The sequence below is a fragment of the Nitratireductor lacus genome, from assembly GCF_056431025.1.
Map to the genome: position 1 here is coordinate 69,703 of NZ_JBWKMB010000001.1, position 13,556 is coordinate 83,258.

A 13,556-nucleotide genomic window follows, 5' to 3' on the forward strand; every position below is an offset into this window, starting at 1 on the left:
TTTTCTTAGAGCATCGGACCGAAAAGTGGAATCCGGTTTTCGGATTATTCCGATGCTCCATCAATCGTTTAGATCGTCCTTTGTGGTTCCGGATGGACGCACGGCGATCCAGCATCCTGCCCTTACGGCTCCAGTCCACTCTCAGCCGAGTTTGCCGAGGGCCGGAAAGGTTTCAAGAAGCCAGAAAGCCATGGATTGCATGCCGCCGGTTAAGAAAAGGACACCGGCGAGGACCAGCAGGCCGCCCATTACTTTTTCAACTCGCCCGAGCTGCATGCGGAACCGGGCGAGGAAGCGCATGAAACTGCCCGAAAACAGTGCCGCCAGAAGAAACGGCACCCCAAGCCCCAGGGAATAAACGGCGAGCAGCAGCGCGCCATCGCCAACGGTCTCGCGTCCGCCTGCCAGCGTCAGGATCGGTCCCAGAACGGGTCCGATGCACGGTGTCCAGCCGAAGGCGAACGCCAACCCCATGACATAGGCTCCGAGCCTGGTGGCCGGTTTGCCCCCCGCCTGAAAGCGTGCTTCGCGCGACAGAAATGGAATGCGCACCACGCCCAGGAAGTTCAGCCCCATGATGATGATGATGATGCCGGCAAGAATGGCGAGTTCCTGCTGCCATGCGCGCAGCACGGCGCCGATCGTGGACGCTCCCGCCCCCAGAAGCACAAAGACCGTGGTAAAGCCGAGAACGAAAGAGACGGACGCCGCAAAGAGCGCGAACCGCGTTGAGCCGCCGGACGAAGCGGCGGTTCCATCTGCGCCTTCGCCCTGGAACTGCTCCACCGAGACGCCTGCCATGTAGCACAGATAGGGAGGAACGAGCGGCAGGACACACGGTGACAGGAACGACAGCGCACCCGCACCTGCGGCACTCAAATATCCGACATCAATCGCCATGCTTCATCTCAAAACCAAATCCGCGCAAAGCGGGCTGCAGAAAGAACACACCCGTATAAGCAGACGGGTCCACACACGCCAATCACCTTTGCGTGGCATACCGTCGCGACGAATGAGCACCCGCGCGGCCAGCCTGTGCGGGAGAATGACGTTCAACTCTGGTCTGACGGAGATGGTGGTGAGCGCGCAGGGGCTCGAACCCTGGACCTACTGATTAAAAGTCAGTTGCTCTACCAACTGAGCTACGCGCTCCCGGCGGGTTCTTCCGAACCCCGGAAATTGCGGCGGAACATAGAGAGGCGCTTATCAGCGGTCAACCGGAAAAAAGTGTCTTTCTCCCGACTTTTTTCCGCTCTTCCCGACCAGCGCCATCCCGCGCGACTTCAGGTGGTGCTGAGCGTGCGACGCACCGCATCGTGCCAGCCCTTCAGCCTCGCCTCACGTTCGGCTTCGTCCATCCTTGGCCGAAACTGCCGGTCGAGCTTCCAGCTCCGCGCAAAATCACCGGCATCCGGCCACACGCCCGCCCGCGCGCCCGCGAGCCAGGCGGCTCCCAGCGCCGTCGTCTCAAGCTGAGTCGGCCGGTCCACCGGCGCGTCGAGCATGTCGGCAACGCACTGCAGCATCCAGTCGCTGGCAACCATGCCGCCATCGACGCGCAGAACCGTATCGTTCGCCCCGTCCCGCCAGTCCTTGCGCATGGCATCGAGCAGGTCGCGCGTCTGGTAGGCGACCGATTCGAGCGTCGCCCGCGCAAACTCCGCCGGGCCTGAATTGCGCGTGAGGCCATAGATTGCGCCGCGGGCTTCCGCGTCCCAGTATGGCGCGCCGAGCCCCACGAAGGCGGGAACGAGATAAAGGTGCTGTGTGGGGTCGGCTTTCGCGGCAAGCGCCCCGGAATCGGCGGCTTTGCCGATGACCTTCAGGCCGTCGCGCAACCATTGCACCGCAGCACCCGCAACGAAAATCGACCCTTCGAGCGCGTAGGTCGTCACGCCGTTCAGCCGATAGGCAATGGTGGTGAGCAGACGGTTCTTCGAGGCGACCATGGTTTCGCCGGTGTTGAGCACCGCGAAGCAACCTGTTCCGTAGGTTGCCTTGAGCATTCCCGGCTCGAAACAGGCCTGGCCAATGACGGCTGCCTGCTGGTCGCCGGCAACGCCAAGGATCGGGATGGCCGCACCGAAAAGAGCCTTCTCCGTCACGCCGAAATCATCCGCGCTATCCTTTACCTCCGGCAACAGGACCTTCGGCACGCGAAGGATTTTCAGAAGCTCGTCATCCCACGTATTTGTCCCGATATTGAAAAGCAGCGTGCGCGATGCATTTGTCGCGTCGGTCACATGCGCCCTGCCGCCGGTGAGCCGCCAGATCAGGAATGTGTCGATGGTTCCTGCAAGAAGCTCTCCCTTTTCGGCCCGTTCGCGCGCGCCTTCGACCTCATCGAGGATCCAGGTGAGTTTGGTTCCCGAAAAATAAGGATCAAGAAGCAGGCCGGTCTTCGCCGTAAAAGTCTCTTCCAGCCCCTCGGCCTTCAGCTTTTCACACATGGAAGCGGTGCGGCGGTCCTGCCAGACAATGGCATTGTGGATCGGCTTGCCCGTATCGCGCTCCCATACGACGACCGTTTCGCGCTGATTGGTGATACCGATGGCGGCAATATCTCCTGCGGAGAGCTTCGCCTTGCGCAAAGCGCTGCGCACGGTGGAGATCACGCCCTTCCAGATGTCTTCCGGATCGTGCTCGACCCAGCCCGAATCCGGATAGTGTTGCGGAAACTCCTTCTGACCCGTCGCCAGCGGCTTCATGGCCGCGTCAAACACGATGGACCTGCTTGACGTGGTGCCCTGGTCTATCGCCAATACATAGCCGCTCATGGGTCCTCCGGATCGGTCTGCAAAACTGTCGAAAACGGGGAGCCGGACTGACCGCCTCCCCGTGCAATTGTCATGTCAATCAAGCCGACTGCAACCGGCCTTACTGCCAGCGCTTGACGATTTCCTCATAGACGATGGTCTCGCCCTGGGGTTTTTCGTTTTCAAGCTTGGCCTTGGCGCCACCCTTGCCGATCCACTCGGACGGGTCCTTCTCCTCGTTCAGACGCGGCCCGCAGCCACCATAGACATTGGCGCTTTCGTCCGCTGCCTGCATGCGGGCCATGGTCAGATCCATCTCGCCGGCCAGACGGTCCATTGCTTCCTGCGGCGTGAAGGCGCCGGAGTTCACATCGCCGATCTGCTGCCACCAGATCTGGGCGAGCTTCGGGTAGTCCGGCACATTGACGCCGGTGTCCGTCCACAGGACCCGATCCGGTGAGCGGTAGAACTCGACGAGCCCGCCGAGCTTCGGCGCCCGCTCGGTGAAGGATTCGTGATTCACCGTGGAATCGCGGATGATCGTGAGACCCACATGGCTCTTCTTCACATCAACCGTCTTCGACGTGACGAACTGGGCGTAGAGCCAGGCCGCCTTGCGCCGGTCCACGGGCGTGGACTGGAATAGGGTCCAGGAGCCGACATCCTGATAGCCGAGCTTCATGCCCTCTTCCCAATAGGGACCATGCGGCGAAGGTGCCATCTTCCAAAGCAGATTGCCCTCGTCATCGACGGTGTTGTTGCCCTCGCTCTTCGGCTTCACCATGTCGGCGGTGAAGGCCGTGTACCAGAAAATCTGCTGGGCGACGTTGCCCTGGCTCAAGGCCGGCAGCGACTGGTAGAAGTCGAGGTCGGCAGCACCGGGCGGAGCATACTGACGCAGCCACTCATCCCATTTGCGGATGGCGTAGACGGCGGCCGGCCCATTGGCAGCACCGCCGCGGCTGACGGATGCACCGGATGGATTGCAGGAACCCTCCTCCATGCGGATGCCCCATTCATCGATAGGCCGGCCATTGGGCAAACCCTTGGAACCCGCACCTGCCATGGAAAGCCAGGCATCCGTCATGCGCCAGCCGAGATCCGGTGCGCGCTTGCCGTAGTCCATATGGCCGTAGACGCGAACGCCGTCGATCTCCTTCACGTCGTTGGTGAAGAAATCAGCGATGTCCTCATAGGCAGACCAGTTTACGGGAACGCCGAGCTCATACCCGTATTTCTCTTTAAATTTCTCTTTGATTTCAGGGCGATCAAACCAGTCTTTACGGAACCAGTACAGGTTTGCGAACTGCTGGTCGGGCAGTTGCCAGAGCTTGCCGTCGGGACCCGTGGCCGAAGCCACACCGATAAAATCTTCCAGATCGAGTGTCGGCGATGTGACGTCCGCACCCTCGCCGCCCATCCAGTCGGTGAGGTTGACGGCGCTTTGCAGGCGGGAATGCGTGCCCACCAGATCGGCGTCGTTGACATAGGCATCATAGAGGTTTCGGTTGGTCTGCATCTGCGTCTGCACGGCCTGAACCACCTCGCCTTCGCCCAGAAGCTGGTGGTTCACCTTGATGCCCGTAATCTCTTCGAACGCCTTGGTCAGCGTTTCGGATTCATAGGTGTGGGTCGGGATGGTTTCGGAGAGAACGTTGATCTCCATGCCCTGAAACGGTTCCGCTGCCTTGATGAACCATTCCATTTCTGCGAGCTGCTCCTCACGGCTGAGTGAAGAGGGCTGGAACTCGTCATCAATCCACTTTTCCGCTGCCGCCATGTCCGCCATGGCCTGGCCGGGCAGCCAGAGCAGAGCGAGCGCAGCGACTGAAGCTTTCAAATGCGCTTTCATTTCAAACTCCTCCTCCTGTTTCCACATTCAGTTCCTGAACATGGTTGGCGGTTCGGGTGGGCTTGTTCCGGTCCCGTTGCGCCGGTTTGCGGAGCGGCCTGCCGTTCCGCTTTGCTTTGCCGATGGACCTACACCCAGCGAAACACCGCGTAGGCGTAGATCAGCGACAAAATCGTGCCGCCCCAAAGCGGCATGTCCGTCAGCCCCAGCCATCCAAGATGGATGAAGGCGCTGCCAAGCAGAGAAATGAACAGCCGGTCTCCGCGTGTCGTGTCCAGACCCAGAATCCCGTGCCGCGGTCCTCCACCGGGGCTCGCCCATTCCCAGACGGTCATGGCGCACAGAAGCGCGAAGATGACGAGGAAGAACGTGGCGGTCTGCCAGGTCCAGGCCATCCATGTGAGATCGAGCCAATGGGGCATGATTTCCTCCCTACACGCGCCCGAGGGCAAAGCCCTTGGCGATGTAATTGCGTACGAACCAGATCACGATCGCGCCCGGGATGATGGTCAAAACGCCGGCCGCAGCCAACAGTCCCAGCTCATAGCCGGACGTGCTTGCGGTGCGTGTCATGACGGCCGCGATGGGCTTGGCGGCGACAGAGGTCAGCGTCTTTGCAAGAAGCAGTTCCACCCATGAGAACATGAAACAGAAGAAGGCCGTAACCCCGATGCCCGATGCAATCAGCGGCATGAAAATTCTGACAAAGAAGCGCGGGAATGAATAACCGTCGATATAGGCGGTTTCGTCGATCTCCTTGGGCACGCCCGACATGAAACCTTCGAGGATCCAGACGGCAAGCGGAATGTTGAACAAGCAGTGCGCGAGCGCGACGGCCCACGGCGTATCGAACAGGCCGATGGCCGAATAGAGCTGGTAGAACGGCAGGGCAAAGACCGCCGGCGGGGCCATGCGGTTGGTCAGAAGCCAGAAAAACAGGTGCTTGTCGCCAAGGAAGCGATAGCGTGAAAACGCATAGGCTGCCGGCAGCGCAAAGGCGACGGAAATCACCGTATTTATAATGACATAGCTGATGGAGCTGATGTAACCGTTATACCAGACGGGGTTGGTCAGAATCTCCACATAGCTGTCGATGGTGAAGTTCTTCGGCCAGGGACTGAAGCCGCCCAGGATCTCGTTTGTCGTCTTGAACGACATGTTGACCAGCCAATAGATCGGCAGAAGCAGGAAGACGATATAGAGCGTGGGAACAAGCCAGCGCGTCAGTCTCATTGTTCGTCTCCCCGACTCATCAGCGTGTAGAAGATCCAGCTCACCAGCAATGTCATGAGGAAGTAGATGATGCTCATGGCGGCTGCGATGCCGAGGTTGAATTCACCCAGCGCCGCCTTCACCAGATCGATGGACAGAAACGTCGTCGCATTGCCGGGACCGCCGCCGGTCAGCACGAAGGGCTCCGTGTAGATCATGAAGGAGTCCATGAAGCGCAGGAGAACGGCGATGGTGAGAACGCGGTTCATCTTGGGCAGCTGGATAAAGCGGAACACCGACCAGCGCGATGCGCCATCGATCTTCGCCGCCTGATAATAGGCCTCCGGGATAGACCGCAGGCCTGCATAGGCAAGCAGCACGACAAGCGAGGTCCAGTGCCAGACATCCATCAACACCACCGTGAACCAGGCGGAAATGGGCTGACGGGTGAAATTATAGGGAATGCCGAGAGCATTCAGCCCATAGCCCAGAAGGCCGATATCCGGCAGAGCCATGATGTTCCACATCGCACCCACCACGTTCCACGGAATGAGCAGCGGCAGCGCCATCAGCACAAGACAGACAGACACCCATGGCCCGGAGCGCGGCATGGTCAGAGCAATGGCCACGCCGAGCGGCACCTCGATCAGAAGAATGATCCCGGTGAACAGAAACTGCCGGAAAAGCGAGGCGTGAAAACGGTCGGAGGTGAGCACATCCTCATACCATTTGACACCTTCGAAAAAGAACAGATTGTTGCCGAACGTCTCCTGCACCGAGTAGTTCACCACCGTCATCAGCGGTATGATCGCGTTGAAAGCGACCAGCAGCAGGACCGGCAGGACGAGAAACCAGGCCCGGTTGTTCCATGTCTTGGTCATGCTGCCCCTCCCTGGCGCGCAGCCGCCGGATTCACACGCCATGAATTTGCATAGATGTTGATGCCAGCGGGATCGAAACTGATATGCGGTTCACCTGGAATGGCAGTATCCTCGGCGACAATCGCCGCAATGGGTTGCCCCTCGATGGTCGCATGAACGATCTTGCGCCGCCCCGTATCCTCGACGCGCGTTATCTGTGCCGGAATGCCGTTGTTGCCGATGCGCACATATTCCGGGCGCACGCCCAGTTCCATGCGCGCCGCATGGTCTGCCGCGACCGGCCCGGCCAGGGTGATGGCGTGGCTGCCGATATGGGCGCCCTGCCCGTCAATCCGGACAGGAAGAACATTCATGCCCGGAGAGCCGATAAAATATCCGACAAAGGTGTGATTGGGACGTTCGAACAGTTCTTCCGGCGTTCCGATCTGTACGATCTCGCCCTCGTTCATCACCACCACCTGATCGGCAAAGGTCAGCGCCTCGGTCTGATCGTGGGTCACATAGACCATGGTAAAGGCAAAGCGCCGGTGCAGTTCCTTCAGCTGCGAGCGCAGCACCCATTTCATGTGGGGATCGATAACCGTCAGTGGTTCATCGAACAGGATGGCGCTGACATCCGAGCGCACCAGCCCGCGACCGAGCGCGATCTTCTGTTTGTCGTCTGCCGTCAGCCCCTTGGCTTTCTGATCAGCGCGGTCCGCCAGATCGATCATTTCGAGCGTTTCGCGCACCCGCCGCTCGATCTCATTCGAAGCCACGCCGCGATTTCGTAGGGGAAAGGCCAGGTTCTGGTAGACCGTCATCGTGTCGTAGACGACCGGAAACTGGAAAACCTGCGCGATATTGCGATCTTCCGTGGAAAGGTCTGTCACCTTGTGTCCATCAAAGAGGATCTCTCCCTCGGTTGGCCGCAACAGCCCCGAGATGATGTTCAAAAGTGTGGTCTTGCCACAGCCCGACGGCCCAAGAAGAGCATAGGCGCCACCATCATCGAAGGTGTGGTGAACCCGCTTCAAAGCGAAATCGTCATCGCTCACAGGGTTGGGCATATAGGCGTGACGGATGTTGTTCAGATCAATTCGCGCCATTCCCGCCTCCTACGCAGCCTGGCTGGTGCCGGACGTGACACGCCGGTTTGCATTGTCGAACACCAGCACGTGGCGCGTATCGATGAAGACATCGACCGTTTCACCGACCTCCAGACGATGAATGCCTTCTTCCAGCATCACCCAGCGGTGGCCTGCAAAATCGAGATGGACAAAGCTCTCGGAACCGGTGATTTCAGTCACCGAAACGGTGGCCCGGACCGAAACCCCGTCGGCCGCGCGCGCCGCCAGCGACAGATGATGGGGCTGAAAGCCGAGCGTGTACTGTCCGTCGGGCGCGCCTTCGAGGCCCTGTGGAACGGGCAGTTGAACGGTTTCGTCGAGTGCGAACCTGCCGCCCGCCTTCGTCACCGCCAAGGTGTTCAGCGGCGGGTCGGAAAAGGTGCGCGCGGTCACGAGATCGATCGGTTTGCGGAACACGTCGATGGTCGGGCCGAACTGTGTCAGGCGCCCCTGGCTCAGCGTCGCCGTGCTGCCGCCAAGGAGCAGCGCCTCGCTCGGCTCGGTGGTGGCGTAGACAAAGATCGCACCTGACGCCGCAAATATCTTCGGCAGTTCGGCGCGCAGCTCCTCGCGCAGCTTGTAATCCAGATTGGCCAGCGGCTCGTCCAGCAACACCAGACGTGCTTCCTTGACCATGGCGCGGGCCAGTGCCGTGCGCTGCTGCTGGCCACCGGAAAGCTCCAGAGGTGTGCGGTCCAGATGCGGCGTCAGATGCAGAAGCTCTGCCGCCTGCCGTACCTTTTCCTCGATGACGCGCTTCTCGGCACCCGCAACGCGCAGCGGCGAAGCGATGTTTTCATAAACCGTCATCGCCGGATAGTTGATAAACTGCTGGTAGACCATGGCAACGCTGCGCTTCTGCACCGGCACGCCGGTCACATCGTCACCATCCATCCACACGCTGCCCGCGGTCGGCCGGTCAAGCCCGGCCATAAGCCGCATCAGGCTGGTCTTGCCAGCCAGCGTAGGCCCGAGCAGCACGTTCAGCGAGCCCGGCTCCAGCCTCAGCGAAACGTCGTCTATTTGCGTTTCGCCGGATACGACCTTTGAAACGTCGCGCAGTTCAAGCATGTCCTCCCCCAGCGTTTGCCGCCTGGTTGTGCATTCCCGAAATTTCACGCATGAAAGTGTCGACCGCTGCCGCCTCCTCCTGCGACAGGCGCAAACCGCGTTTGGTTCTGCGCCAGAGCACGTCATCACCGCTGACAGCCCATTCGTGAGCGGCCAGATAGCGCAATTCCGCTTCGTAGAGATCGACACCGAAATGCCGGCCCAGATCATCGAGCGACCGCGCTTCTCCGAGGAGATCGCGGGCACACAGGCCATAGAGCCTGACAAGCCGCGCCGCATGATGCCTGTCGAGGAAGGAATAGTCCCGCATCAGCGCCTCGACCTGTGCCTCGTAGCCGTCGAAAGGAAACTCGCCGCCCGGCAGCGCACCCGCATGCGTCCACGGCTGCCCTTTGGGACCAAGCGTCTCAGCGATTTTTTCAAGGGCGGATTCGGCCAGCTTGCGGTAGGTCGTTATCTTGCCGCCGAACACGTGCACCATGGGCGCCCCACCCCGCGCGGTCTCCGATTTCAGCACATAGTCCCGCGTCGCTTCCTGTGCCTTCGAGGCGCCGTCATCGAATAGCGGGCGCACCCCGGAGTAGGTCCAGACGATATCGTCGCGGGTCACCGATTCGGAGAAATATTCGCTTGCAGCGGCGCAGAGATAGTCAACCTCGCCGTCGCTGATGGCCACATCCTTCGGATCGCCGTCGTAATCCTGGTCCGTGGTCCCAATCAGGGTAAAATCTTCCTCGTATGGGATGGCGAAGATGATCCGCCCATCGGCATTCTGGAAAAAATACGCACGCGGATCATCGAATTTGCGCCGGACGACGATGTGACTGCCCTTGACCAGCCGCACATTGTGAACGTCGTTCTGGCCAAGCACGCCGGAAATGACGTGATCCACCCAGGGACCGGCTGCATTGACGAGATAACGTGCCCGCACGGTCTCGGTCTCACCGGTCAAAAGGTTCTGGATACGAACTTTCCAGGTCCCGTTATCGTCTTCGGCCGAGATCACGCGTGTGCGCACCCGCACATCGGCACCCCGGTTTGCAGCGTCACGGGCATTCAGCACGACAAAGCGCGCATCGTTCACCCAGCAGTCCGAATATTCAAAGGCCCGCCGGTAGGAGGCTTTCAGCGGCTTACCCGCCGGGTCGGACCGCATGTCGAGCGTGCGTGTCTTTGGAAGCCGCTTTCGCCCGCCGATATGATCGTAGATGAAGAGCCCGAGCCGCACGAGCCAGGCTGGGCGCAGCCCCTTGTGCAAAGGCAGGACGAAACGCATCGGCCAGATGATGTGCGGCGCGTTGCGCCACAGGATCTCACGCTCCATCAGCGCTTCGCGCACGAGGCGAAACTCGTAATGTTCGAGATAGCGCAGACCGCCATGGATCAATTTGGTGGAGCCGGAAGAGGTGCCGCTCGCAAGGTCGTTCATCTCCGCCAGAATGACGGAGTAACCGCGCCCGACCGCATCGCGTGCAATGCCACAGCCATTGATGCCGCCGCCAATGACGAACACGTCGAACATGTCGAACATGTCAGAGCTGGCAGACATTGAACTGGGCGCGGAACCGGACACGCAATCCTCCCCTGTCTCTCAGACTGCAGGAGCAATCCCCTCCAATGGAGACAAAAGAATTATTTCGAAAGCAGAATGAATGTCAAACGAAAATGAAGAAATTATTGGGATCCGGTCTCGATAAGCCGCACACCCGCCTCCTCGCACAAGGCCCGCATCGCCGGAAGTGGACAGCGGTCGGTGATGAATGTGTCGACCTGCGATAAATGGCCGATGCGCACGGGCGCGCCGCGCTCGAACTTGGTCGAATCGGACACCAGGATCACATGCCTTGCATTGGCAATGATCGCCTGCGCCACTTTCACCTCGCGGAAATCGAAATCGTAAAGCGCGCCATCCGGGTCGATGGATGAGACGCCGATCACCGCATAGTCCACCTTGAACTGCCGGATGAAGTCGACGGCGGCCTCGCCGACAACGCCGCCATCGGACCCGCGGACAACGCCACCGGCGATAATGACTTCGAGTGAAGGATAAACACGCATCCTATTGGCAACATTGATATTATTCGTGATCACCATGAGCCCTTCATGATCGAGAAGCGCATCGCTCACGGCTTCGGTGGTGGTGCCGATATTGACGAAAAGCGACGCCCTGTCGGGAATGAGCCGCGCAGCCGCCTGACCGATCGCCCGCTTTTCATCCAGAGCAATCTTGCGCCGCGCTTCATACTCCATGTTCTCGATACCGGAGGGCAGCAGTGCGCCCCCATGGATGCGCGTCAGCAGGCGCCGGTCGCAGAGCTCGTTGAGATCACGCCGTATCGTTTGCGGCGTCACGCTGAAATGCTCGGCAAGGTCATCCACCAGAACACGGCCATGCTCCTTTGCCTGTTCAAGGATCTCCGAGAGTCGCGGCGTCAGGAATGAAGGGTTCATTGTCGTCTCTATGTTCGTTTTGGTCATATAAGGACAAAAACGAACACAGAGCAAGCGCACTCTGCGGCGAGCAGTGCGGCGAACGCACACCGGCAATCGCCGCCGAAACCATTTCCGGTCATGTCTCGTGGCTCCCAAAAACAGACTAAAATGCAAAACCGGCTTCGGGAGAAAGCCGCGCATACGCGGAAAGAGAGGAACGCACCATGAGAAACCTGCTACCGACCATCGCGCTGACGTTGCTAACGCCTGTTTTCGCTTTTGCCGGCGAGACGGAAATTCGCGCAGCGCAGTCGTCCATCAGGAACCAGATCGAAGCCTTTCTGGCCGGAGACAATGAACGGGCCTATTCCTATGCCGCGCCCAACATCAAGGCGCTCTTCCCGACGCTCGATCGCTTCATGGCGATGGTGACGCGCGGCTATCAGCCCGTCTACCGCCCGCGCAACTACGCATTCGGAAAGGCGGCCGAGCCGAACGCATCGACGGTCATTCAGCGCGTGCTGACCACAGGTCCGAACGGCAGAAGCTATGAAGCGGTCTATACCCTTGAGCGGCAGACCGACGGCACTTATCGGATCACAGGCGTGGGCCTGAAGGAGGCAGACGCTCTTGCGATCTGATGAGCGAAGCGGCGAGCCGGCCCGCCACGGATCTCAGCGCGTAAAGTCCGGGAGACTTTTGAATGCCGTCTTCAAGGCATCCGACCATCCCTCGGAGATTTCCCGCAGATACGGGTCATCTGCCTCGATGCGCTTTTCATAGCCGATGCGGAATGTGTCGTTCTCGTAGAAGAGAAGGTCGAGCGGCAGACCGACGGAGAGGTTGGATTTGAGCGTCGAATCGAACGACACAAGCAGGAGCTTCACCGTCTCTTCCAGCTTCATGGCCGGGTCGAAGGCACGAACCAGAATGGGTTTTCCGTATTTCGTCTCGCCGATCTGGAAAAAGGGCGTGTCGGCGCTGACCTCGATGAAATTCCCTTCCGGGTAAATCAGGAAGAGACGCGGTTCCATGCCGCGAATCTGGCCACCCAGAATAAAAGAGGCACCGAATGCGTCTGCGCTTTGGCCTGCCGGCGCGGACTGGCGGATGACTTCCTTGACGGTATCCCCCACCAGACGTGCCGCCTGATACATGGACGGAGTTTCGAGCATGGAAGGCGTGCGCTCGTCGGGCGCCTTGGTCCGTTCGTCCAGCAAGCTGACCACCGCCTGCGTGGTCGCCAGATTGCCCGCTGAAAGCAGCACCAGAACGCGGTCGTCCGGTTTGTGCCAGCAGTGCATCTTCCGAAAGGTGGAAATGTTGTCGACGCCGGCGTTCGTCCGCGTGTCGGACATGAACACCAGGCCATGCTGCGTTTTCAGCCCGACGCAATAGGTCATCCGGACCGGTACCTCATTCAGATTCGTTCCAGAAGATTACTGCTCGACCGTGATCTGAACCGCAAGCTCTTCCTGCGCCTGTCCGATCCTGATCCCCATCACCGGCATCGCATCACGATAGTCCCGGCCTGTCGCAACCCGAACATAGCGATCATCGGCCGAGATGCCGTTGGAGCAATCAAAGGCCACCCAGCCCAGCCCTTCAAGATGTGTCTCGGCCCAGGCATGGCTTGCTACCTGTTCGTCCCTGTCATCCATACGCAGATAGCCGCTTACATAGCGCGCGGGAAAGCCCATCATACGCGCTCCAGTGAGAAAGATATGAGCGTGATCCTGACACACGCCCTCCCCATTCTCCAAGGCGGTCTCGGCCGATGTTCCGGCATCGGTCGTCCCGATCCTGTAGGCCACGCGATCCCGCACTTCGCTCATGAGGCTGTGGAGGCGCTCCACATCCGTTTCACCGTCGATGCCGCGTAGCAGGGCCGAAATGCCGCGCCCGGCAGTGCAAAGCGGCGTCTGCTGCTGAAAAAGCCAAAGCGGCGCAAGCCCCTGGTGCTTGCCTGTCACGCCAGCCGTGTCGCGCGTTTCGACCACGCCGGACGCCTCGATCACGATTGTATGCGGCTCGCCATCAATGCTCACAAGACGCGTGTCATTTCCGAAACCGTCGACAAACTGCGCTTCCTGCGTAGCGCCCTCGGTCTTCAGCGACCACTCCACCACGTCCTGCGTCGGACCGCTTTGCGGAAAGAGGCGCAGACGCTGAAGGGCGTATGAGAGAGGAGCATCATAGCGATACTCCGTGCGGTGCTTGATTTTCAGGCGCATCTGAATGC

Annotated in this window: 13 protein-coding genes and 1 tRNA gene; 1 reads left to right on the forward strand and 13 read right to left on the reverse strand. The window is 60.0% G+C overall.

The annotated features are described in order from the left end of the window. Positions 1-141 precede the first annotated feature (141 nt). The 11 genes from AC07E3_RS00350 to AC07E3_RS00400 form a co-directional block, all read right to left on the reverse strand. Positions 142-900 carry a cytochrome c biogenesis CcdA family protein gene (locus AC07E3_RS00350; RefSeq protein ID WP_478359984.1) on the reverse strand — a complete coding sequence of 253 codons (759 nt, stop codon included), beginning with the start codon at positions 898-900 and terminating at the stop codon, positions 142-144. Positions 901-1,076: 176 nt separating this feature from the next. Further along, a tRNA-Lys gene (locus tag AC07E3_RS00355) sits at positions 1,077-1,152 on the reverse strand. 131 nt (positions 1,153-1,283) lie between these two features. Then, the gene (gene glpK / locus AC07E3_RS00360; protein ID WP_478359985.1) at positions 1,284-2,777 is read right to left on the reverse strand and encodes a glycerol kinase GlpK; all 1,494 of its coding nucleotides are present in this window, start codon (positions 2,775-2,777) and stop codon (positions 1,284-1,286) included. A gap of 100 nt (positions 2,778-2,877) precedes the next feature. Then, positions 2,878-4,608: an ABC transporter substrate-binding protein gene (locus AC07E3_RS00365; protein ID WP_336071517.1), complete on the reverse strand. Its 1,731-nt coding sequence runs from the start codon at positions 4,606-4,608 to the stop codon at positions 2,878-2,880. A gap of 128 nt (positions 4,609-4,736) precedes the next feature. Continuing rightward, positions 4,737-5,030, reverse strand: a complete 294-nt coding sequence (locus AC07E3_RS00370; protein WP_007009573.1) for a DUF2160 domain-containing protein — start codon at positions 5,028-5,030, stop codon at positions 4,737-4,739. A gap of 10 nt (positions 5,031-5,040) precedes the next feature. Continuing rightward, positions 5,041-5,841, reverse strand: coding sequence for a carbohydrate ABC transporter permease (locus AC07E3_RS00375; RefSeq protein ID WP_065815299.1), 801 nt, complete (start codon positions 5,839-5,841; stop codon positions 5,041-5,043). Next, entirely contained in the window at positions 5,838-6,701 is an 864-nt protein-coding gene (locus AC07E3_RS00380; protein WP_478359986.1) for a carbohydrate ABC transporter permease, read from the reverse strand. Before AC07E3_RS00380 ends, AC07E3_RS00375 begins: the two co-directional genes overlap by 4 nt. Then, on the reverse strand, positions 6,698-7,789 hold the full coding sequence (locus AC07E3_RS00385) for an ABC transporter ATP-binding protein (RefSeq protein ID WP_478359987.1): 1,092 nt from the start codon (positions 7,787-7,789) through the stop codon (positions 6,698-6,700). The genes AC07E3_RS00380 and AC07E3_RS00385 overlap by 4 nt, the downstream gene beginning before the upstream one ends. A 9-nt stretch (positions 7,790-7,798) precedes the next feature. After that, entirely contained in the window at positions 7,799-8,881 is a 1,083-nt protein-coding gene (locus tag AC07E3_RS00390) for an ABC transporter ATP-binding protein (RefSeq protein WP_478359988.1), read from the reverse strand. Continuing rightward, the gene (gene glpD, locus AC07E3_RS00395; RefSeq protein ID WP_478359989.1) at positions 8,874-10,430 is read right to left on the reverse strand and encodes a glycerol-3-phosphate dehydrogenase; all 1,557 of its coding nucleotides are present in this window, start codon (positions 10,428-10,430) and stop codon (positions 8,874-8,876) included. The genes AC07E3_RS00390 and glpD overlap by 8 nt, the downstream gene beginning before the upstream one ends. 125 nt (positions 10,431-10,555) lie before the next feature. Further along, the gene (locus AC07E3_RS00400; protein WP_065815407.1) at positions 10,556-11,332 is read right to left on the reverse strand and encodes a DeoR/GlpR family DNA-binding transcription regulator; all 777 of its coding nucleotides are present in this window, start codon (positions 11,330-11,332) and stop codon (positions 10,556-10,558) included. Between the two features lie 206 nt (positions 11,333-11,538). On the opposite strand from AC07E3_RS00400, the gene AC07E3_RS00405 reads away from it, so the two are divergent. Continuing rightward, the gene (locus tag AC07E3_RS00405) at positions 11,539-11,955 is read left to right on the forward strand and encodes a DUF4864 domain-containing protein (protein ID WP_478359990.1); all 417 of its coding nucleotides are present in this window, start codon (positions 11,539-11,541) and stop codon (positions 11,953-11,955) included. Between the two features lie 33 nt (positions 11,956-11,988). Here the strand turns inward: AC07E3_RS00405 and AC07E3_RS00410 are convergent, their stop codons facing one another. Next, complete coding sequence (locus AC07E3_RS00410; protein ID WP_336071526.1) at positions 11,989-12,717, reverse strand: proteasome-type protease; 729 nt, start codon at positions 12,715-12,717, stop codon at positions 11,989-11,991. A 36-nt stretch (positions 12,718-12,753) separates the two neighbouring features. After that, positions 12,754-13,548 carry a transglutaminase family protein gene (locus AC07E3_RS00415; protein ID WP_336071527.1) on the reverse strand — a complete coding sequence of 265 codons (795 nt, stop codon included), beginning with the start codon at positions 13,546-13,548 and terminating at the stop codon, positions 12,754-12,756. Positions 13,549-13,556 lie beyond the last annotated feature (8 nt).